Here is a 20,560-nt window from a genome sequence, read left to right as displayed (position 1 = left end):
GAAGCGCTCGGACGCCGCGTCACCATCACCGGCAGCGCAGCGCGTCGGCGTCACCTACGAAGTGGCGTGACGTCACGGGCACCGATGAATCCCGGCCGCGGACTGCTCGCGGCGAACGGTTCGACCGGGGCGTTCTCCACACTGCTGAACACGAGGAAGATGTTCGACCGCGGATACGGCGTGATGTTGTTGCCCGACCCGTGCATGATGTTCGCGTCGAAGAACAACGCCGAACCGGCCGGTCCGGTGAACTGGTCGATGCCGCAGGAGGCGGCGAGCTTCGTGATGTCGTCCTCGCGCGGGACGCCGATCTCCTGTTCCTTCAGCGACGCCTTGTAATGGTCCTCGGGCGTCTCACCGAGGCACTGCACGTACGTCCGGTGCGAGCCCGGCATCACCATGAGGCCGCCGTTGTACGGATAGTTGTCGGTCAGCGCGATCGAGCAGCTGACCGCCCGCGGCCTCGGCATTCCGTCCTCGGCGTGCCAGGTTTCGAAGTCCGAGTGCCAGTAGAAGCCGTTCCCGCGGAAGCCGGGCATGTAGTTGACGCGGGTCTGGTGCAGGTAGACCTCGGAGCCGAGGAGCTGCTGCGCGCGGTCCAGGATGCGCGGATCGCGCGCCAGCCCGTTGATCAGCTCACTGATGCGGTGGACTTCGAAGATCGACCGCACTTCGCCCGACGACTTCTCGGTGACGGCACGTTCGTCGGACTTGAGACTGCGGTCCGAGGAGAGCCGCACCAGTTCCTGCCAATAGGCCTGCACCTCGGCGGGTGTGATCAGCCCTTCGAGGATCGTGTAGCCGTTGCCGGCGTGGACGGCGAGCCCGTCGCCGTCGAACGGGCCGTCGGCCTCACTCCCCCACACAGTGGGGTCGGGCCGGTCGAGCAGTTGCGGTTCGCCGGCGCTCAGGCGCGTCGGGTAGGCGTCCGGTCCGCCGTTCGCGGGCTCACCGCGCAACGACGCATCGGCTTCGTCGGACATACCGGAAATTCTGTCCGCAAGAGTCAAGGTCGCCTCCTACGAATCCGTGGTTCGGTTTTCTTCCTGGTTGTTCCTCTCGTGAAACGCGAGAACCCGGCCGGGTGAAGGCCGTGACATCACGACATCTCACCGACCGGGTTCCCGCGGAGCTTCCGTATTACGCCACCGGCCGGCGGTGACGCGTGTGTGTCAGTCCTCTTCGACGATCAGCGGGTAGACGCCGTTCTCGTCGTGGACCTCCCGGCCGGTGACCGGCGGGTTGAACACGCAGACGGTCTTCATCTCGGTCCGCGGCCGCACCTGGTGCTTGTCGGCGTTGTTGAGGACGTAGATGGAGCCCGGCTTGAGCTGGTGAATCTCGCCGGTCGCCTTGTCCTCCACCTCGCCCTCACCCTGGGTGATGAACACGGCTTCGATGTGGTTGGCGTACCAGAAGTCGTTCACGGTGCCCGCGTAGAGCGTGGTCTCGTGCACGGAGAAACCGAGCTTGTCCTTGGCGAGGACGATGCGCTTGCTGCGCCAGTTCTCGGTCTTGATGTCGGCTTCGGTGTCCGTGATGTCGTCGATGCTGCGGACGAACAAGGCGACTCCTCGGGTCGGGTTGATCGGGTCGTACCGGTGATTGTGCTCGAAGCGCCGCCTCGTGCCCGCCGGGGTCACGGCGATTCACCGCCAGGGTGACGTCGAGGGACGTTCCTGGCGGTGAATCACCGTTCTCGTGTGGAATTCAGGCCGAGCGGCGCCATGGGAGGGAGAACCGCGACGGTGGCGTCAGCGGGACAGCACCGATTCGACGGATTCGGCGATGATCTCCAGGCCCTTGTCGAGCTCCTCGTCGGTGAGGGTCAGCGGCGGCAGCAGCTTGACGACCTCGTCGCTCGGACCGGACGTCTCGAGCAGCAGGCCGCGGTCGAACGCGGCGGCGGCGACCTTGCCCGCAGCCTCCCCGCTGCCGAACTCGAGGCCGCGTGCGAGACCACGGCCCTTGGCCATGAGCTCGGCGTCCGGGTACTCCTCGACGAACTTGCGGAACCGGGCGCCGATGCGCTCGCCCTTCTCCTTGGTCGACTTCTCGAGCTCGTCGTCGGACCAGTAGGTGCGCAGCGCGGCGGCGGCCGTGACGAACGCCGGGCTGATGCCGCGGAAGGTGCCGTTGTGCTCGCCGGGCGACCAGACGTCGAGGTCCGGGCGCACCAGCGTGATCGCCATCGGCAGGCCGTAACCGCCGATCGACTTGGACAGGCAGATCATGTCCGGCACGATGCCGGCCTCTTCGAAGCTGAAGAACGGTCCGGTGCGCCCGCAGCCCATCTGCACGTCGTCGAGGATCAGCAGGATGCCGTGCTTCTTGCACAGGTCGGACAGGCCCTTGAGCCAGTCGAGGCGCGCGGCGTTGATGCCGCCCTCACCCTGCACCGACTCGACGATCACGGCGGCCGGCTCGTTGAGTCCCGAGCCGGAGTCCTCGAGCAGGCGCTCGAAGTAGAAGAAGTCGGGGTACTCGCCGTCGAAGTACTTGTCGAACGGCATCGGCGTGGCGTGCACGAGCGGGATGCCCGCGGCGCCGCGCTTCATCGAGTTACCGGTGACCGACAGCGCGCCGAGGGTCATGCCGTGGAACGCGTTGGTGAAGTTGATGACCGACTCGCGCCCGGTCACCTTGCGCGCCAGTTTCAGCGCACCCTCGACGGCGTTGGCGCCGCCGGGGCCGGGGAAGATGACCTTGTACTCCATGTTCCGCGGCTGCAGGATCTGCTCGTCCAGCGACTCCAGGAAGTCCCGCTTCGCCGTGGTGAACATGTCCAGCGAGTGCGTGACGCCGTCGCGGGAGATGTAGTCGAGCAGCGCCTGCTTCAGTGCCGGGTTGTTGTGCCCGTAGTTGAGGGCACCGGCACCGGCGAAGAAGTCCAGGTACGGCTTGCCGTCCTCGGAGTAGAGCCAGCTGCCCTGGGCCTTGTCGAAGACCACGGGCCAGCCGCGACTGTAGCTCCGCACCTGGGATTCGAGCTTTTCGAAGATGCTCACGTTCTCAGCTCCTGCTTTTCAGGCAAATCTTGGTTTGTGCCGGCTCTGGGCCGGGCGATTCAGTCGGCGGACGCGTTCAACGGGCCGACGCGGAACAGGTCCTCCGGTTCGTGCGGCTCCGGGAATTCGGCCGCCGCGAGGAACTCGGACCGTTCCAGCGTCGCGTCCCAGCGCTTCGCGAACGACGTGAACAGTCGGATGGACGCGTCGTTGTCCGGCGTGATGGTCGTGTCGAGGTAGCGAACACCGGTGGAGGTCGCACGCTCGAACAGTGCGTCCAGCATCTTTCCGGCAAGGCCTCGGCCTCGTTGGGAATCGTCGACGGCGACCTGCCAGACCAGCAACGAATCGGGCGTCGCAGGCCTGCGATAGCCCATCACGAATCCTACGGGTTCCCCGTCGGCACGGGCGACGACAGATGTGTCGGCGAAATCACGGCACCACAGCAAGTAGGCGTAGGACGAGTTCAAGTCCAGCTTTTGTGAATCACGCGCTATTCGCCAGAGGGCCGCGCCGTCATCCGCCGCTGGTGGTTCGATCACCACGTGGCCCGCCGAATCATTATCGCCGTTGGCACGCTTTGTGTGCTTTCCGGACATATTGAAGCAATCTAACAGGTTCGCGTTCCGATATCAGCGGGCAACGCGCTCAATCACCCGATCAACCTGCAACGACGCAGAAACGTGCGTGATGATGGCGACAGCGAGCTACCGATCAAGACACCGCTGTGCTAACCCGCGGCCGTGTCCAGGGACTTTCGACCCTCGGCCGTACGGGCACGCCGGTCGTCGACACGGGCCACCGCACCGGACAGCGACGTCGGAATGCGGCGTCCGAGAGCCACCGCACAGCACGGTAGTGGCACCGGCCTCCCGGCGGGAGAGGCCGAACGGTGGCAACTTTTCGCCCGTACGTATTCACTCGGGGTGATCGGCCCGGCTGCGCACCCGGCGGGTGACGCCGTCACAGTACGAGCAGAGCGAACACAACCAGTGACCGGATCCGACGGCAGAGAGCGCCGTGGGCACTCCAGACCTTCGGGCGCTCCGTCGGCGCCGGTTCGTACCCGCGGTCGGTTCTGCGTGCGAGAATGGCGACATGTCCACGCTGCACCTCACCGGCGACGCCGACGCCGACAAGCTGCTCTCCGAAGACCCGTTCGCCCTGCTCAGCGGCATGCTCCTCGATCAGCAGGTGGCGATGGAAGTTGCCTTCGCGGGTCCCCGGAAGCTGCAGGAACGCATGGACGGCTTCGACGTCCACAAGATCGCCGAGATGGACGTCGACGCCTTCGTCGAGCTGTGCGTGGCCAAACCGGCGATCCACCGCTACGGCGCATCGATGGGCAAGCGGCTCCACGCGCTGGCCCGCTACATCGCGGACCACTACGACGGGGACACCGCCGAGCTGTGGACACACGGCGACCCCGACGGCAAGGAGGTCCTCAAGCGGTTGAAGGCGCTTCCCGGTTTCGGTGACCAGAAGGCGCGCATCTTCCTGGCGCTGCTGGGCAAGCAGCGCGGTGTGCAGCCCGGCGGCTGGCGCGAGGCCGCGGGCGCCTACGGCGACGAGGGCGCGCGCCGCTCGATCGCCGACGTCGTCGACTCCGAGACCCTCGCCGAGGTACGCGACTTCAAGAAAGCACAGAAGGCCGCAGCGAAGAAGTAGCCACCACACCGCGCCCGCGCGCGACCGGTCAGGATTCGCGGCGACAGCTGTCCGGGTCGCGCACGCAGTCGTGGCGCCGTGGCGTCCGGTCCCCGCCGTTGTGCATGCTGTACTGCACCTCGTACTCGGCCCCGCGTCGTCTCGACGCGGGCCGGCCGCGCGGCGGCACCACGAGCCGCCCGGGTCGGCGAGCACCCAGCCGTTGAGGCTCAGCACGTACCCGATCGCGACGGTCAGAAGAGCCCGACCGACCTCCACGACACTCCGCGCTCCTGCGCGGCCGAGCCTAGAGGCCGGGATCCCCGGCGGTGAACGGTTCGCCACATGCGGGTGCGGACGCGTGCGTCGGTGTCAGAGACGTCGCACGGGGGCTCGGGCCGTCGCAGGCGCTGCCCGAGGATTCAACGTCGCAGGAGGATGCCGCGGACGAACTCGGCCTGGCCCGCGTGCTGCATCGTGTCGCCGATGACACTGACCAGCCGCACGCCCAGGGTCGTCGGTGGATCCCACGAGTCGTCGACGACCACGTCGAGGTCGGCGTCGGTGATCCCGCCGACGTAATCGACGGTCTGCTCGTGCACCGCTTCGTGGTAGCCGACGAGCAGGTCGGGGTCGGTCACCCGCACGGCGGCGACGTCGGCGCTGGAATGCCCGTAGCCGATGTCACCGGACGGAAACGGCAGCCCGAACCGTTCCATCCAGCCGTCGGCCGTCCACCGCTGTTCGCGACCGGCGACGTCGGCGACGTGGTCGTCCTGCACCCGCGTCAGGTGCCACACGAGCCACCCGATGGAGTTGGCGTCGGCGTCGAGGCGTGCGGCCAGCGCGTCGGCGTCCAGCCCCTCGACGACGTCGCGGACGATGTCCCGGACCCGCCCGAAGGCGTCGGTCAACAGCTCGACACTTCCCATGTCCGCCATTGTGGTCGCCCGGCCGCCGACTCGCCTGGTACCAACGATTCATGGATCCGACGGAGGAACGGTTCCGCGCACTGGCACGGTCGGCACCGTGGAGGTGGCGGTCGCTGCGGTTCACCGTAGGCAACCGCCGCGTCGGCGAGGACCGGGCGGTCCACACCGTGCGCGCCCGGGTACGCAAACCGGGCAGACTCCGTGTCGAGGACCTCAGCGGCGCCGTCCTCGACCGCACCGCCGACCTCAACGTGGCCGAGCCACCCGCGGTCGACCTCGCCGCCGACGGCCTCCTCGCCCGGGCTCCGGATGAACCTCCGGCGTTCCGGTTCGACTTCGAACCGCCGATGTACCAGAACTACCACTGGGTCGCGATGCTCGACCCGTACGAGCTCGCCGACGGCCGCGACGACGACGGCACCGCGGTGGCGGGTACGGAGATCCTCGACCTCGCCGCCGTCGAGCACCACGGCAGGGCCGCGTGGCAGGCGCGGCTGCGCACCACGCGCCGGTACGATCCGCGCTGCGGCTGCTGTCCACTGCTGTTCTCGGCGGAATCGGAGGCCGCCGAGGACCACGAACCGCCACCGGGCACGGTGTTCGCCGACGCATACCTCGTGCGACTCGACGTGGCGACGGGCGTGTGCGTGTACTCCGAGGACCTCGGCGGAAGCGCCGCGGGCCAAGGGCACGACGTGGCGATCGAGGACGTCGACGAGGACATGCCGGACGAACTGTTCGGCCCGCCGCGCTCGCACCGGCACCGGTTCGCGCCGTACGGCGAGCCGAGCCGAACCGACCTGCGGGACCTGACTGCGTACCGCGACGATCCGACGCTGCGATTCACCGCACTGCCCGATCAATGAGCGCATCCACAGTGGACGGTGCGAGCATCTCGTCGGCCACGAGCCCGGCCAGCCCGACGAATGCACCGTCGGCGCCGAGGCCGGACGGACCGACATCGAGTCCGCGCAGCGCACTGGCGTGAGCGTTCGCCTCCACCGTGTCGCGCAGCGCGTCCAGGAACGGCGGCAACACGCCGATCGCGCCGCCGATACGGACGTGCCGCGGGTTGACGATCGTCACGACCGTGGCCAGCACCGTTCCCACGAGCCGCCCCGCCTCGGCGGTGACGCGTACGGCGTCCTCGGAACCGTCACCCACGCGACGCACGACGTCGTCCATCGACCGCACCCCGGACGGTCGCAGCTCCCGCACGAGCGCGCTACCGCCCGCACTGGCCGCAACGCAACCGCGCCGACCGCACGAGCACCGGCGATCGTTGCCTTCGATACGCATGTGCCCCATCTCGCCCGCGGTGCCGCTCTCGCCACGATGGATGCGCCCCGACACGATGACACCGGCACCGATACCGGTACCGATCTTCACGCCGACGACCGTGGCGTCCGGCCTGCCCATCGCGCAGTGGTCGCCGAACGCGAGCGCGTTGGCATCGTTCTCCAGCAGCACGGGCACACCGAACGCGTCGGCGAAAGGTTCGCGCAGCGGACGGGCGTTCCAGGAGGGCATGGTCGCCGGGGCGACGGTGACGCCGCGTTCGTGGTCGATCTGCCCCGGCAGGGACAACGCCATCGCCCGGAGGTCGTCGGCGCGACCGGTGCGGTCGAGCAGGTCACGGCCCGCGCGTAGCAGCAGCGGGACGACGTCGTCGGGATCGTGCCGCGCGGGCAACCGGTGGTGGTCGCGGGCGAGCACGGTGCCGCGCAGGTCGGTGACGGCCAGTGCCGCGTGACTCTGTCCGAGGTCGACGGTCAGGGCGCTCGGCGTCTCGAGGTCGACCTCCAGCATCTCGGCACGTCGCCCGCCGCTCGAATGCCGGTGGCCGCTCGCGCGCACCAGTCCGTGCGCGCGCAGCACGTCGAGGCGTTCGACCAGCGTCACGCGCGAGAGCCCGACCCGGTCCTGCAGTTCCTGCCGGGTCAACGGACCGTGCGCGCGCAACACGTCGAGCACCCGCCCCGGTGACGTCGCGCTCGGGGGATTCCGCTGCTCGTTGGTCGCAACCACGTTGACAATCACCCTCCCTCCTACTTATGTTAACGGAACTGACAAAAGTGGGTAACACGGCACGTTGTCGACACATCTCGTTCGCCCGAACGTCTCTGCCCCGGGAGGCCCGGTGACCACCGCCGCCGGCAACCGCACCACCCACCGGGCGGCGAGCCTCGCCGCTCGGGCCGCGATGGTGTTACGCGACAACGACACCGGAACGCTCGTGACGGCATCGCCGCGCCTGTACCCGCACATGTGGAGTTGGGACGCGGCGTTCATCTCGATCGGGCTCGCCCACCTCGACGTGGGCCGCGCCGCGGCCGAGCTGGACACGCTGTTGTCGGCCCAGTGGTGCGACGGGATGATCCCGCACATCGTGTTCACCGGCGACGACGACTACTTCCCCGGACCCGACCGGTGGGGCACCGACGACGCACCACAGCGTCCCGCGGGGGTGCGCACCTCCGGCATCTGCCAGCCGCCGGTCCACGCCATCGCGCTGCGCCGCATCGTCGACACGGCCCGCCGTACGTCCGGCACCGACACCCGCGTCGCGGAGGACTTCGCCCGGCGCGTGTGGGAACCACTGCACCACTGGCACCGCTGGATCGCCCGGCACCGCATGTCCGGCGACCACGGTCTGGTCACGATCGTGCACGGCTGGGAGTCCGGAATGGACAACTCGCCGCGGTGGGACGTTCCGTACGCGGGCGTGCGGCCGGGCCCCGACCTGCCACCGTACGTTCGCCTCGACGTGCTGAAGGTCGACGACCCCGGCCAGCGGCCCAGCGACGACGAGTACGACCGGTACCTGTGGCTCATCGAGCAGATGCGGCGCGCCGACTACAACCCCGACGAGATCGTCGAGACGTCGGCGTTCCTCGTCGGCGACGTGTTCGTCACCGCCGTGTTCGCGCTGGCGAGCGAGACGCTCGCCGACCTCGGCGAGGAGATCGGCGCACCGGCCACCGAGATCGCGGAGCTGCGCACGTGGGCCGAACGCACCCGCGCCGCGGCGGCCCGCAGTTGCCACCCCGACACCGGCATGGCACGCGACTTCGACGTGCGCACCGGCACGTGGCTCGACACGGAGTCCATCGCCGCGTTCTCCCCTCTACTGTGCGGCGGCCTGCCGGCCGATACCGAGCAGCGACTCATCGACACACTCGACGGGCCCTCGTGGTCGGCCCACCCCGACCTCCTCGCCGCCGTGCCCCCGTCGGTGTCGCCGCGATCCGAGGACTTCGACCCGAAGCTGTACTGGCGGGGTCCACAATGGCCGGTCGTGACCTGGCTGTTCGGCTGGGCGTTCGGCCGGCGCGGCTGGGAACGACACGCCAGCGAGTTCCGCGCGCAAGGCGTGCACCTGGCCTCCGACGGGTCGTTCGGCGAGTACTACGAACCGTTCACGGCAGCGCCACTGGGAAGCGCGAACCAGTCCTGGACCGCCGCCGTCGTCCTCGACTGGCTGTGCAGCGTGTAGCACCGCTGCACGACCCACACCGGCGTTCAGAGCACTGTGCGCAGTCACCCCGTCAGCACGAGAACGAGCTGGACCTGCAGTTCACCACACAGGCCGCCGAGCAACGCACCGGTGAGGATGAGGATCCACTCGTCCTGTTGGAACGCCGGGCGCAGGAGGCCTTCGAACTCGGCGTCGTCGAGTTCACGCATCTTGGTCACGAGCGTGCCGCGGATGTCCATGGCGTCGGCGGCATAGGTCTCGACATAACGCAGCGTTTCGGGCAGCCGAGTCATCACCGACTCGGCGATGCGGTCCTTGAGAGCCCCGTACCGGCCTCCTCCCATGGCCAGCAGTACCAGCGGTTTCGCCACGCCGGTGTGTCGCTCCAGCTCGGCATCCACCTGCCGTTCGATCATCGTCAGCACACGGTCGGACGTCGGACCGCGCAGTACGGCGTCGATGACGTTGCGTGGCGTGATGATCTCGGTGGCGATCAGGTCGGCATAAGCGTCGGTGACCTCGTCGCGGCGCTTGAGGAACAGCCCCTGCCAGGTCACGCCGAAGTACTTCCGCGGCCGCAACGGCCGGAAGATCATCTTCAGCGCCAGCCAGTCGGTGAACCAGCCGATGAACAGGCCGAACACCGGCATGATCAGCGGTACGCGCAGCAACAACCACACGATCATCTGCACGATGCCGATCAACGCGCCGAACAACAGTCCCGACCGGCCGATGAACCGGAACTCCTTGTGGCCCGCCTCTTGGAAGATGCGGTTCAGCAGCGCCTTGTCCTTGACCAGGTGCGTGACGACCATGTCCTTCAGATCGAACACCGAGTCCACGTCGGCCTTGATCTGGTCGATGACCGTCGCGACCATGTGCGGCGCCTGATCCTGCACGCGGCGGATCACCATGCGCCTGGCCCGGTCGGGCAATCGCTCCCACAGGCCGGGCTGATACCGCTCGGCCACGTCGACGACGATCTCCTCGATCGCCTCCCGCAGCGGAGCCTCGATCTCCTTGCCGATGCGTGCCGGATCCAGCCGCTGCACGATGTCGCGCGGCGAGATCAGCTGCTCGGTCATGGTGTCGACCGCGATACCCGCCATCCGCGCCGCCCGTCGCGGCACGATGCCCTGCCAGCCGAGGAACGGCCTGCCCCGACGGCGGATGCCGGTGAACTCGATCGGTTCGAACATCATGCGGATCGCGACCAGCTTGGTCACCCAGCCGATCAACGCCGCGACCACCGGAATCGACGAGTAGACAGGCCAATACCGCACGAAGTCGTCGACTATGCCGTGCAGGTACTCGCCCATCGATCACCGCCGCGCGTCGGAACCACAGCTGTGGCAGCTGCGCCGACCCGGTCGTCGACGCAGGCGCGCATGATCACACGGCCAGGCGACTCGCCGCCAGATCGCGACACCCGCCCCGAGGGGAGGAAGGGGGTGCAGCCGTCACGGTGCGCAGGCCAGCCAGAAGTTGACGCCGAGCGGCGTGATCCGCAGCGCGCCGCGGGTGATCCTCGGACGTTTGACGAGGTCCTCGGCCTTCCGCACCGTCTCGTCGGTCATCAGGATCTCGTACTGGGTCGCCAGTTCGGTCTGCTCGTCGTCGATCTCGGCGAGGCCGAACGCCACCAGGCGCGAGACGTACACGGGCACGTGCGTCGTGGCCGACACTCCCGCCGTCTTGCCGATCGTCGAAGCGTTCCGCAGCACGACCCGCCCGGTCTTGCGTTCGGAGATCTGGACCACCGGGTAGTCGGCGCCGTCCGACAACACCGACAGGATGCGCGCCTCGTCGGGCGTGAGTTGCCGGAGGATCGACGCGTAGAGGTAGTCGCGCGCAGCCTCCCGGCTCAGATGTGTGGACCGGTTCAGCAGCGCGGCCATGCCCGCCCGCAGCGGGTCGGTCGGCAGTGGCACCGCGACGGCCGTCGACGAGCTCTTCGACCCGGACCCGTTCTCGCCGTGTCCGCCGGCGGCGCCCTCGCCCGAGGGCGAGGAGGGCAGCTCCGTCAGTTCGAGCAGCCTGCGGTTGCTGGCGCCCTCCATCCGTTTGTGGAGTTCGGTCAGCGCCTTCTGCTCGAGATTGCGCAGCGAGCGTTCGGCACCGTCGGCACCGGGCAGGCGTTTACCCAGCGAGTAACCGGTCCGTGCCGCCCATCCGGCCAGCTTGCCCGCGCGCTGCATCAACTCGTCGGTTTCCACACGCCCGATGCTACTGGGCGGGCGTCACGGAGTTGTTGATCACCGCCCGTCGCTGCGACGACACGGCACGTCCACGGCACCCGGCGACCCGTGCCGCCTCTGTCGGCGGTCCGTCCCATCGGGGCGTCTCGCCGCGTCCCTGTCGTTGCGGCACCTGCCCGAGCCCGCCGCAATTCGGGCACGGGCCCTTGCGGTTGGGGGTCAGCCCGGAGCCGTGGCAACGAGGGCAGTCGACCATGTCGCCGACCTGCATCGCGTGCACCTCCCACCGGTGTCCGGTTTCGGAAGACACGCACTGTAGAACGCATGGGAATAATCCGGAGCCGCCGACAGGACCAGTCTGCAATGTGCGATTCCTACCGAGAGTGACGGAATCGGCCGGCTGGACCAGAGTCGGCAGGGCGAACGGCCGTCCGCATGCCCTCCAGTCCGCGTCACCCACGCGTCGACGCTGTGGTCGAGGCCCTGCCGACTTCGCGGGGTCGCAATCCCACGCGCCGGCGTAATCCGGATCCGAGCGGGCCGCGACACGGCCGGCCTCCGGCAGACGTCCCCCTGCGACCCCTGCCGGAGGCCGCCCTCGCCGATCCCCCACCCGGCGAAACGGCCGGCCCGGCTCGACGGTTCCCACCCCGAACCGGGCCGGCCGGCGCACCACGCCACTTCGGCGATGTCCCCGCGCCGCAGGACGATGTGGCGGGCCACGGACCGCCCCCGCGGCCCGCACATCTCCTCTAGTACCGGAGCCACTCCTTGGCGGCGTCGAGGCCGTCCACGGTGATCTGGTGCCCACCCGGGTGCCAGTACTCGGTCACCTCGGCGCCGCGCTCCCGGAACGTGCGCACCAGTCGCTCACTCGAGTCGAGCGGCGCCATCGGGTCGTGCCTGCCGTTGGCGAGGAACACCCGCGCGTCCGCGAGGTCGCCTGCGGGCGGCTCGGGCAGCGGCGACATGGAGGAGAACAACATCACCTCGCTGAGCACGTCCGGCCGCAGCAGCGCGACGGCGGCGGCGATGTTGGCGCCGTTCGAGAACCCAGCAGCCACGAGCCTCCGCCCGGCGAGGCCGTAGTGCTCGCGGGCCGACTCGACGAACTCGGCCAGCTCGCCCGCACGCACGACGACGTCGTCGACGTCGAACACGCCCTCGGCGAGCCTGCGGAACCAGCGCGCCGCACCGTTCTCCGAGACCGGCCCGGCCGGCGCGATCATCGTCGATGAGGGGCTGAGCTCCTTACCGAGCGCGAGGATGTCGTCCGGGCTGCCACCGGTGCCGTGCAGGAGCAACAACACCGGCTCGGCCTGCGAACCCTCGACATACCGGTGATCGAACGCCAGGCCAGTCATGCCTGCACCGGGTTGTTCTCGGCGGGCAGCTCCAGCTGCGGCAGCGCACCTGCGATCTGGTCCCGCGTCGGCTCGAGCCACGGAGGCAGCTTCAGCGCACGACCCAGTTCGAGCAGCGGTTCGTCGATGTCGAATCCGGGCTGGTCGGTCGCCACCTCCAGCAGCACACCGCCCGGCTCACGGAAGTAGATGGAGCGGAAGTACTGCCGGTCGAGCACCGACGTCACGCCGACACCCGTGCCGACGAGTTCCTCCCGCAGAGCGAGCTGCTCGGCGTCGTCGGTGGCCCGCCACGCGATGTGGTGCACCGTGCCGCCCGCGACGACCCCCTTCGGCGCGTCCGGCGTGACCTCGACGTCGACGAACGCGCCGGAGCCACCCTCGCCCGCCTGGAAGCGGAACCGGCCGGAGCTCTCACCTGCGAGCGAGAGGCCGAGGCCGTCGGTGAGCATCGTCGCCGTCGCGTCCTCCGAGGTCACCGACATGGTCACCGAGTGCAGTCCACGGATCGCGTGCTCGGCGGGAACGAACGGCGTGTCCCACGGCGCGCGCGGGTCGGTCTGCGGGTGGGCGACGAGGGCGATCTGCAGCCCGTCCGGGTCCCGGAAGGTGAGCGCCTCCTCGTTGTCCCTGGTCACTACGGTTCCCGGCGTGGTGCCGGACGTCTCCAGGTGCTGTTTCCACCAGCCGAGCGAGTGCTCCGGCACGGAGAAGGCGGTGGTCGTCGCCTGGCCGGTGCCGATCCTCCCCTTCGGCACGCCGCGCCAGGGGAAGAACGTCAGCAGCGTGCCGGGTCGGCCCGCCTCGTCGCCGTAGTACAGGTGGTACGTCTCCGGGTCGTCGAAGTTGACGGTCGTCTTCACCAGGCGCAGTCCGAGCGTGCGCAGATAGAAGTCGACGTTGCGCTGCGGGTCGCCACCGATGGCGGTGACGTGGTGCAGGCCGCTGGTCTGGAAGCCCATGGCGATCTCCTCCGAACTCGTTGGGGATGACGTTAGCGCCGAAACTTCTCGCGTGCAAGACATCTCTTAGCGAGAGTTTGCCATACGAGACTCTTTATCGTGAGAATCACCCCTGCTAGATTCATCTGTACGAGAGTCATCACGGCGAGAATCTGCGCCGGGAAGCGACATGTAAGGTGGTCCACCGTGACGACAGAGCCGGACGACGACGAGATCGTGACCTGGTGGGGCCTCGTGATCGAGGGCTACCTGGCCACCCAAGACCGACTGATGGGCGAGATCGCGGAACGCTTCGACCTTCCACCTGCCTCGTTCGACATCCTGGTGCGGCTCGTCCGCTCCCCGGATCACCGACTGCCGATGACCCGGCTGGCCAAAGAGGCTGCACTGTCGAGCGGCGGGTTCACCAAGGTCGCCGACCGCCTCGTCGCCGCCGACCTCATCGAACGGGTACCCAGTTCCGAGGACCGACGCGTCACGTACGCGTGCCTGACCGACCACGGCCGCGACGTTGCGTCGAACGCGCGAAAGGCGTGCGCGGACATCCTGCGCGAGCGCGTGCTCACGCCGCTGGGCAGCCGGTCGTCGGAGGAGCTCGCCGAGGCGATGCGCACCCTGCGCAGCGTCAACGGCGCGAACCCGGAGTGACGGCCCACCCCGGATGACGCGCCTCCTGCCGCCGGGCGAGGGGCCCCGACGGCAGGACGGCGCGACCCGGGACCCGGGTCAGGCTTCGACCGGCGGCGTGTGCGGCATCGCGTGGGTGGCGAGGTCACCGTTGTCGGCCGACCGCACCGTGAGGGGCTCCGCAGGGCCGCGCATGTCGAGCATGACGTCGGGCCCCACGGCCGTCGCCACAGCGGGATGCAGCACGACGGCGCCGAACCACATCTCCGCGGCGGCGCCCTCGACCTCCGCCGTCACCACGTGTCCGGCCGGGTCTCCCGACTCCGCGCCGGGCCCGGAGAGGACGCACTCGCCGGGACGGACGGACACCCGGACGGTCGGTTCCGCCCGACTCTCGATCGCCCGCAGCAACGCGTCCTTCGCGACGACGACCCGCGTCGACGGGCCGGTGAGCGCGGCCAGCAGGGCGTGGTGGTCGGGGAACTCGCCGTCGAGCAGCCGGCAACGCACGTCGCCGGACAACCGTCCCGTGCCACCGTGGTCGCCGCCCGCGGTGCCGACGCCCGGGCCGGCGACCTCATGGAATCGCACACCGTCCGGCAACGCCTCGAGCCGCACGACGTGCCGGCGGCGGATCTCGCCGAGCACCACACGCAGGTCGTCGCCGCTCAACGTCGCCGCCCATTCCGCGCCGGACGACTCCTCGGGGACGAGCGTGCGCGTGGACAGGCGGTACCTGTCGGTGGCGGTCAGCGTCAGCGCCTCCCCGTTCACCTCGAGCCGCACGCCCGCGATCGCCGGGTGGTCCTCCGAGACACCCGTCGCGGCGAGCACCTGGTCGACGGCCGCGGCCAGCACCGGCCCCTTCACCGTCGCCAACGGCACCGCGTCCTCCCCTGTCAGCGCCGCCTTCACCTCGACGGCCAGCCGCCGGGCCGCGTCCGCACGCGCCGAGAGGGATGCGACGTGCTCGTCGATCAGCCGGGCTGCGCGCGTCTGATCGGCGGTCAGCACCTGTCCGACGGTGGCCAGCGGCATGTCGAGCTCGCGCAGGCGGCGCACCGTGACGGCGCGTTCGAGCTGGTCGACGTGGTAGTAGCGGTAGCCGGAGGCCGCGTCGACGTCGGCGGGCCGGAGCACGCCGGAGTCGTCGTAGAACCGCAGTGCGCTGGCGGTCAGGCCACTGCGGCGCGCGAACGTTCCGATGGGGATCAGCTCGGTGTCAGGCATGGCGACGATGCTCGGCTTTCAGGCAACTCGAAGGTCAACTCCTCCGGCGGGAGCCCGCCGGGTGGAGGCTTCCCCGTGGTCGCGACATCGTGGCCGGATGGTCGGCCGGCAGTGGTGCCGGGACTGAGGGCGAGACTAGCCTGACAACGGCTCCGACCCATCGAGGCAATCCGTGACCATCGCTGCACCCATCGCTGCACCCCTTCCCGGAACCCTCCGTCCCGGAACCGCAGCCGGCCCCGTTCTCGACCGTGTCGGCCACACGCTCGCGTTTCCGACACCGCACCTGCCATGACCGCCTCACGGCCGTACCCGCGCGCGCAGCAGGCCACGATCCGGCGCATCGTCAACGCGTATCTGCGGGAGAACGGGCTCCACGACATCACCGCGGGCCCGTTGACCGTGCCGCTGCCCGCCACCGGCGGCGTCCTCCGGCTGACCGTCACCTACGCCTCGCCCACGGGCCACCACGACTACGCCGAGACGCCCGCGCACGTGATCGACACGATCCTCCACGAACTCGAGCGGCGCACCGGTTTCGCAGGATCCCGGGTGCTGCGCGCACAGATCGACGGCAGCATCGACCGCACCGCGCGGTACCTGTCACAACCGAGCCGCTTCCGGCCTCATGACATCGACCCGATGCGCGAGTCGGAACAGAGCGTCCTGTTCGGGCACCCGTTCCATCCCACGCCGAAGAGCGCCGAGGGATTCAGCGACGCCGACCTCGACGCGTTCGCACCGGAACTCGGGGTGTCGTTCGGACTGCCGTACCTGGCCGTCGCCAGGGAGCTCGTCCGCGAGGAGGGCGACGTCACCGTCCCCGCGGACGTCGCGGACGTCGTTCCGGACGGTTACGTCCCGATCCCTGTGCACCCGTGGCAGGCCCGGCATCTGCGGCGCAACCCCGCCGTGCAGCGGCTCGTCGGCGACGAGTCGATCGTCGACCTCGGCCCGTGCGGTGGCGAGGTGTACCCCACGTCGTCGGTGCGCACCGTGTGCGACCCGGCCGCCGAGGTCACATGGAAACTGCCGCTCCACGTGCGCATCACGAACTTCGTCCGCAACACCCCGGTCGAACACCTGCGCCGCGCGGCCGACGTCGCCCGCGCGATCACGAGACTCCCGGCCATGCACGGTTTCGAGGTCGTGGCCGAGACCGGGATGTGCACGCTCGACCCGGCTGCCGTGGGACACGACCTCGCGGCCGAGGTCAACGCCGTGCGGCGGGTCGCGCCCGACCGGCGTGCCCGGGTGCTGGCCGGACTACTCGACGACCCCGCCGTCCTCGCGGGCCGCGCGGACCGCTCCGGCGACGTCGAGGAATGGCTACGCCGGTACGTCGCGATCGCACAGGTGCCGTTGCTGTCGGCGTTCGCAGGCCACGGCGTCGCGTTCGAGGCGCACGTCCAGAACTCACTGCTGCACCTCGACGACGACGGGATGCCGGCTCGTTTCCTCGTGCGGGACATGGAGGGAGTGGCCATCAGCCGCAGGCACGCCGAAGTGCTGCCGCCCGACAGCCCCGCCCTCTACGACGACGAGGAGGCGTGGCGCCGGCTGTGTTACCACGCGATCACGAACCAACTGGCGCACGTCGTCCACGCACTCGGCAGGCACACGTCCACAGGGGAACGGCGATTGTGGACGGTCGCCGCCACCGAACTGGCGTACGTCCCAGCGGCTGACCGTCTTCTGGACATGCCCGAGCTGCCCGCGAAGGCGAATCTGCTGAGCCGGTTCACCCAGCGCGGCGAACGGCCACACTACGTCCGAATCCCGAATCCACTGTGGAAGGCGGCGGTCTTCCACAGGACAAAGCCGGGGTGAGTTCCCCCGCCTCGACGCCGTCGCCGACTCCGCCGATGCTCCCGGCGCGCTACGCCGATGGGTGGGGACGGGGCCGTGGACGACGTTGCAGGGCATCGCCGGGTCGGCGGGTCACCGGGGGGCAGTCGCCGTGGCCGCCGTGGCACCGCCGTGGCGAGCGCCGACAGAATCGGTACACCCGACGGACGACTCGACCCGTGTGAGGCGAACCCCGCCCGGGACTGCACGAACACAGAACACGGGGGACCGAGTACAGGACACGCGGGTGTGGGGTCAGCCGTCGGCGGCAGGGGTGCCGGACAGCAGTGGTGACACGACGTCGATCAGCCACGGCAGCACGCCCGGGAGCAGGAGCACGGCGAGTACCGAGAACAGCGGGAAGAGAAGCTTGTTCTCGACACCCTTGCCGGTGCGAAACCGGAGCAGCGACGGCGGACGAAGCTCATACCAGGTCTCACCCGCGATGGGGAGCGGGAACAGGAACGGGCAGCCGGACTCGGTCAGCGCGTCGCCGAGGCAGTGTGTGACACAACCGGCGGCCACGGCCAGTCCCAGCAGCCCGCCCATGGCCTCGAGTTCGGCCAGTGCATGGGGATTCGCCTCCCACGCCCACCAGACCGCGGCCCCACCCGCCACGGGCAACAGCCAGTCGCCGAGCGCGTCCTCGGCCAGCAGCAGGCCGAATACGACCACGACCGCGACGACCCACGCACCGCCCAGATCCGTTCCCGCAGCCACCGCGAAGCCGAGAACGGCCGCGAACAGCACGGTGTGCGACAGGTGCCGATGCACACCGCTGTGGTCCTCGTCGCGTGGGCCCTTCGTCACCGAGTACACGGCCGACGACGCCGCGCGCAGCATCCGCGAGATCAGGCGCGTCAGCGGGCCGAGCAGTTTCGAGGCGCGGGCGCCCGGGTGGTCGAGATCCGGGAGCAGTGCGTAACCCGCGGTCGTCGCGGCGAACACCAGCGTCTGCGCGAACGAGGTGACGCCGGCCAGTGGTGCGACGGCGAGTCCGGCGCACCAGCCGGTGAGGGCGTGCGTGCGGCCCATCATCGGGGAGTCGTCCTCCGGGGAGAGTCGGGAGCAAGATCATCGAACAGTCTTTCGCACGCCTGCCGCCGGACGAGCGAGCCCCTACGAAAGTGGGGAATCGGCCGGCGAGGTAGGCAGGCGTGGACCACTCGGTGATACTGGCCGAGCTCGCCGGGTCGCGGCGCAGCGAGGGCGCGCCGGCGGCTCGGCGGGTGCGGGCCGGCCGGATCGGGTAGACCGTTCCCATGACGGCGGACATCGACGAACCCGCTGGGCCGGAGCCGCTCCCCTCCGCCCTGCTGCCGATGCTGGCCACACCGGGCACGCTGCCCGACGGCGACGGCTGGTCGTACGAGTTCAAGTGGGACGGCGTGCGCGCGCTCGCTCGGTTCGACGGCGACGAGCTCGTCCTGCTGTCGCGGCGTGGCGGCGACATCACCGCCACCTACCCCGAGCTGGCGGGCCTGGCCTCGCAACTCACCGCCCCGGTCTGGCTCGACGGCGAGATCGTGGCGATGGCGGGCGGTGTACCGAGTTTCGCCGCGTTGCAGAAGCGCATGCACGCGGGCGAGGCGCGCGCCGCGCAGCTCGCTCGCCAGGTCCCGGTGACCTACGTCGTGTTCGACGTCCTGCACCACGACGGCCGCCGACTGCTCACCTCGCCGTACACCGAGCGTCGCGGTCTGCTCGACTCCCTCGGACTCGGCGGTCCGCACGTGGCGGTGTCGCCGTGGTTCGACGACGGTGCCGCCGTCGCCGACACCGCATCCCGGCGGGGCCTCGAGGGCGTGGTCGCCAAACGGTCCGACTCGCCGTACCGGCCGGGGCGGCGCAGCGAGGACTGGGTGAAGGCCACCGAGACCGCCACGATGGAGGTCGTCGTCGGGGGCTGGCGGCCCGGCGAGGGGCGGCGTGCGGACACGTTCGGCTCGCTCCTGCTGGGCCTGCCGCGTGGGGACTCCCCTCACACCGAGCGCGCGGCCCACGGCCCGCTGCGGTACGTCGGCCAGGTGGGCACGGGTTTCACCGACGACATGCTCGGCGAGCTGTCGGCGCGGCTGCGCGAGCTCGAGACCGCCGACAGCCCGTTCACCGCGGAGGAGGTTCCGCGGGATCGTGCCCGCGGCGCGCACTGGGTGCGTCCGGTGCTCGTCGGCGAGGTCGAGTTCAAGGCGTGGACCGACGACGGCAGACTGCGCGCACCGTCCTGGCGCGGTCTCCGTCCCGATCGAACCCCGGAGGAGTTGGCACGGTGACAGCGGACCCGAACAACCCGGTCGTCGACATCGACGGCCGCTCGCTACGTTTGTCCAATCTGGACAAGGTGTTGTATCCGGAGACGGGCTTCACGAAGGGCGAGGTCATCGACTTCTACGCGACAGTGGCGCCGGTGCTGCTGCCGCACGTACGCGACCGGCCGCTGACGCTGAAACGGTTCCCCGACGGGGTCGAGGGCTCGTCGTTCTTCGAGAAGAACGTGTCCCGCCATGCGCCCGACTGGGTACGCACCGTCCGCATCGACACACCCGGGAGCTCTCGAGGCTCCGAGTACGCGGATTTCGCTCTGGTGCAGGATCTTTCGACCCTTGTGTGGACGGCGAATCTCGCGAGCCTGGAACTCCACGTTCCACAGTGGACCGTCGGGCCGCGCGGCGGGGTGCGCGAGCCCGACCTGCTGGTGTTCGATCTCGACCCGGGCGAGCCCGCCACGATCGTCGAATGCTGCCGCGTAGCGGAACTGCTGCGGGACCTGTTGACCGACGACGGATTCACCGCATACCCCAAAACCAGCGGCTCCAAAGGGATGCAGCTCTACTCGCCCATCCGCACCAACGATCGGGATCATCCACGCGAGTACGCCAAACGACTTGCGCAACGTCTGGAACACGAGTGCCCCGACCTCGTCGTGTCCCGCATGACGAAACAGCTTCGCAAGGGCAAAGTCCTGATCGACTGGAGCCAGAACAATACTCAGAAGACGACCGTCGCGCCGTACTCACTGCGCGCCCGCCCCCGCCCCACCGTGTCCATTCCCCTTGCATGGAAAGAAGTTGCAAGTTGCAGAGATCCGAATGAGTTGACTTTCACCGCTGCGGAGGGCAAAGACCGCGTAGCGTCACGAGGAGACCTGTTCGAACCCCTTCTCAGCGTAGACCGCCCCCTGCTCCGCGCAGACACGGGCAACCATGGGTAACAAACGGTCCACATTGAGTGAAAAACCACGGCATCTCACACCGGGCGCACGTGCC

19 protein-coding genes are annotated in these 20,560 nt (G+C 69.4%); 7 read left to right on the top strand and 12 right to left on the bottom strand.

Features of this window, described 5'->3' with window-relative positions; genetic code table 11:
• Window positions 1–50: 50 nt before the first annotated feature.
• From thpD to ectA, 4 genes are all read right to left on the bottom strand, one after another.
• The gene (gene thpD, locus FHS23_RS06305) at window positions 51–983 is read right to left on the bottom strand and encodes an ectoine hydroxylase (RefSeq protein ID WP_183649175.1); all 933 of its coding nucleotides are present in this window, start codon (window positions 981–983) and stop codon (window positions 51–53) included.
• A gap of 189 nt (window positions 984–1,172) precedes the next feature.
• Window positions 1,173–1,565: an ectoine synthase gene (locus FHS23_RS06300; protein WP_183649172.1), complete on the bottom strand. Its 393-nt coding sequence runs from the start codon at window positions 1,563–1,565 to the stop codon at window positions 1,173–1,175.
• 189 nt (window positions 1,566–1,754) lie between these two features.
• Complete coding sequence (gene ectB, locus FHS23_RS06295) at window positions 1,755–3,008, bottom strand: diaminobutyrate--2-oxoglutarate transaminase (RefSeq protein WP_183649169.1); 1,254 nt, start codon at window positions 3,006–3,008, stop codon at window positions 1,755–1,757.
• Window positions 3,009–3,067: 59 nt separating this feature from the next.
• Window positions 3,068–3,607: a diaminobutyrate acetyltransferase gene (ectA, locus tag FHS23_RS06290; RefSeq protein ID WP_183649166.1), complete on the bottom strand. Its 540-nt coding sequence runs from the start codon at window positions 3,605–3,607 to the stop codon at window positions 3,068–3,070.
• A 499-nt stretch (window positions 3,608–4,106) separates the two neighbouring features.
• Between ectA and FHS23_RS06285 the strand changes: the two genes are divergently transcribed.
• Window positions 4,107–4,676 carry an HhH-GPD-type base excision DNA repair protein gene (locus FHS23_RS06285; RefSeq protein WP_183649163.1) on the top strand — a complete coding sequence of 190 codons (570 nt, stop codon included), beginning with the start codon at window positions 4,107–4,109 and terminating at the stop codon, window positions 4,674–4,676.
• A gap of 401 nt (window positions 4,677–5,077) precedes the next feature.
• On the opposite strand, the gene FHS23_RS06280 is transcribed toward FHS23_RS06285, so the two are convergent.
• A complete protein-coding gene (locus FHS23_RS06280) occupies window positions 5,078–5,587 on the bottom strand; it encodes a mycothiol transferase (RefSeq protein ID WP_183649160.1) in 510 nt (169 codons plus the stop codon).
• A gap of 50 nt (window positions 5,588–5,637) precedes the next feature.
• Here FHS23_RS06280 and FHS23_RS06275 point away from each other — a divergent pair, with 50 nt between their 5' ends.
• Window positions 5,638–6,453: a hypothetical protein gene (locus tag FHS23_RS06275; RefSeq protein ID WP_183649157.1), complete on the top strand. Its 816-nt coding sequence runs from the start codon at window positions 5,638–5,640 to the stop codon at window positions 6,451–6,453.
• Here the strand turns inward: FHS23_RS06275 and FHS23_RS06270 are convergent.
• A complete protein-coding gene (locus tag FHS23_RS06270) occupies window positions 6,431–7,615 on the bottom strand; it encodes an ROK family protein (RefSeq protein ID WP_183649153.1) in 1,185 nt (394 codons plus the stop codon). The genes FHS23_RS06275 and FHS23_RS06270 overlap by 23 nt on opposite strands.
• Window positions 7,616–7,727: 112 nt before the next feature.
• Here FHS23_RS06270 and ggh point away from each other — a divergent pair, with 112 nt between their 5' ends.
• Window positions 7,728–9,083 (top strand): glucosylglycerate hydrolase, encoded by a 1,356-nt coding sequence (ggh, locus tag FHS23_RS06265; protein ID WP_183649150.1) that lies wholly within the window; start codon window positions 7,728–7,730, stop codon window positions 9,081–9,083.
• A gap of 44 nt (window positions 9,084–9,127) precedes the next feature.
• Here ggh and FHS23_RS06260 read toward each other — a convergent pair whose 3' ends face one another.
• From FHS23_RS06260 to FHS23_RS06245, 4 genes are all read right to left on the bottom strand, one after another.
• Entirely contained in the window at window positions 9,128–10,384 is a 1,257-nt protein-coding gene (locus FHS23_RS06260) for a DUF445 domain-containing protein (RefSeq protein WP_183649147.1), read from the bottom strand.
• A gap of 141 nt (window positions 10,385–10,525) precedes the next feature.
• Window positions 10,526–11,281 carry an Abi-alpha family protein gene (locus FHS23_RS06255; RefSeq protein ID WP_343053678.1) on the bottom strand — a complete coding sequence of 252 codons (756 nt, stop codon included), beginning with the start codon at window positions 11,279–11,281 and terminating at the stop codon, window positions 10,526–10,528.
• A gap of 734 nt (window positions 11,282–12,015) precedes the next feature.
• Window positions 12,016–12,627 carry an alpha/beta hydrolase gene (locus FHS23_RS06250; RefSeq protein WP_183649144.1) on the bottom strand — a complete coding sequence of 204 codons (612 nt, stop codon included), beginning with the start codon at window positions 12,625–12,627 and terminating at the stop codon, window positions 12,016–12,018.
• A complete protein-coding gene (locus FHS23_RS06245) occupies window positions 12,624–13,589 on the bottom strand; it encodes a ring-cleaving dioxygenase (RefSeq protein ID WP_183649141.1) in 966 nt (321 codons plus the stop codon). The genes FHS23_RS06250 and FHS23_RS06245 overlap by 4 nt, the downstream gene beginning before the upstream one ends.
• A gap of 186 nt (window positions 13,590–13,775) precedes the next feature.
• Between FHS23_RS06245 and FHS23_RS06240 the strand changes: the two genes are divergently transcribed.
• The gene (locus FHS23_RS06240) at window positions 13,776–14,237 is read left to right on the top strand and encodes a MarR family transcriptional regulator (RefSeq protein WP_183649138.1); all 462 of its coding nucleotides are present in this window, start codon (window positions 13,776–13,778) and stop codon (window positions 14,235–14,237) included.
• A 78-nt stretch (window positions 14,238–14,315) separates the two neighbouring features.
• Here the strand turns inward: FHS23_RS06240 and FHS23_RS06235 are convergent, their stop codons facing one another.
• Complete coding sequence (locus FHS23_RS06235; RefSeq protein WP_183649135.1) at window positions 14,316–15,446, bottom strand: DNA polymerase III subunit beta family protein; 1,131 nt, start codon at window positions 15,444–15,446, stop codon at window positions 14,316–14,318.
• Between the two features lie 291 nt (window positions 15,447–15,737).
• Here FHS23_RS06235 and FHS23_RS06230 point away from each other — a divergent pair, with 291 nt between their 5' ends.
• Window positions 15,738–17,276: an IucA/IucC family protein gene (locus FHS23_RS06230; protein WP_183649132.1), complete on the top strand. Its 1,539-nt coding sequence runs from the start codon at window positions 15,738–15,740 to the stop codon at window positions 17,274–17,276.
• A 273-nt stretch (window positions 17,277–17,549) separates the two neighbouring features.
• Here FHS23_RS06230 and FHS23_RS06225 read toward each other — a convergent pair whose 3' ends face one another.
• A complete protein-coding gene (locus FHS23_RS06225) occupies window positions 17,550–18,332 on the bottom strand; it encodes a metal-dependent hydrolase (protein WP_183649128.1) in 783 nt (260 codons plus the stop codon).
• Window positions 18,333–18,556: 224 nt separating this feature from the next.
• On the opposite strand from FHS23_RS06225, the gene ligD (FHS23_RS06220) reads away from it, so the two are divergent.
• Together ligD (FHS23_RS06220) and ligD (FHS23_RS06215) are read left to right on the top strand one after the other, a co-directional pair.
• Entirely contained in the window at window positions 18,557–19,567 is a 1,011-nt protein-coding gene (gene ligD, locus FHS23_RS06220; RefSeq protein ID WP_183649125.1) for a non-homologous end-joining DNA ligase, read from the top strand.
• Entirely contained in the window at window positions 19,564–20,505 is a 942-nt protein-coding gene (gene ligD / locus FHS23_RS06215; RefSeq protein ID WP_183649122.1) for a non-homologous end-joining DNA ligase, read from the top strand. The genes ligD (FHS23_RS06220) and ligD (FHS23_RS06215) overlap by 4 nt, the downstream gene beginning before the upstream one ends.
• Window positions 20,506–20,560 lie beyond the last annotated feature (55 nt).

It is taken from the genome of Prauserella isguenensis, from assembly GCF_014191605.1.
Taxonomy (GTDB): domain Bacteria; phylum Actinomycetota; class Actinomycetes; order Mycobacteriales; family Pseudonocardiaceae; genus Prauserella; species Prauserella isguenensis.
The sequence above is the reverse complement of the archived record's forward strand: the minus strand, read 5'-3'. Positions and strand labels throughout refer to the sequence as shown.

Coding starts and splice junctions, on each gene's coding strand:
- thpD (WP_183649175.1), bottom strand. CDS start 983: ATGTCCGACGAAGCCGATGCGTCGTTGCGCGGTGAGCCCGCGAACGGC.
- ectA (WP_183649166.1), bottom strand. CDS start 3,607: ATGTCCGGAAAGCACACAAAGCGTGCCAACGGCGATAATGATTCGGCG.
- FHS23_RS06285 (WP_183649163.1), top strand. CDS start 4,107: ATGTCCACGCTGCACCTCACCGGCGACGCCGACGCCGACAAGCTGCTC.
- FHS23_RS06280 (WP_183649160.1), bottom strand. CDS start 5,587: ATGGGAAGTGTCGAGCTGTTGACCGACGCCTTCGGGCGGGTCCGGGAC.
- FHS23_RS06275 (WP_183649157.1), top strand. CDS start 5,638: ATGGATCCGACGGAGGAACGGTTCCGCGCACTGGCACGGTCGGCACCG.
- FHS23_RS06260 (WP_183649147.1), bottom strand. CDS start 10,384: ATGGGCGAGTACCTGCACGGCATAGTCGACGACTTCGTGCGGTATTGG.
- FHS23_RS06250 (WP_183649144.1), bottom strand. CDS start 12,627: ATGACTGGCCTGGCGTTCGATCACCGGTATGTCGAGGGTTCGCAGGCC.
- FHS23_RS06245 (WP_183649141.1), bottom strand. CDS start 13,589: ATGGGCTTCCAGACCAGCGGCCTGCACCACGTCACCGCCATCGGTGGC.
- FHS23_RS06235 (WP_183649135.1), bottom strand. CDS start 15,446: ATGCCTGACACCGAGCTGATCCCCATCGGAACGTTCGCGCGCCGCAGT.
- FHS23_RS06230 (WP_183649132.1), top strand. CDS start 15,738: ATGACCGCCTCACGGCCGTACCCGCGCGCGCAGCAGGCCACGATCCGG.
- FHS23_RS06225 (WP_183649128.1), bottom strand. CDS start 18,332: ATGATGGGCCGCACGCACGCCCTCACCGGCTGGTGCGCCGGACTCGCC.
- ligD (WP_183649125.1), top strand. CDS start 18,557: ATGACGGCGGACATCGACGAACCCGCTGGGCCGGAGCCGCTCCCCTCC.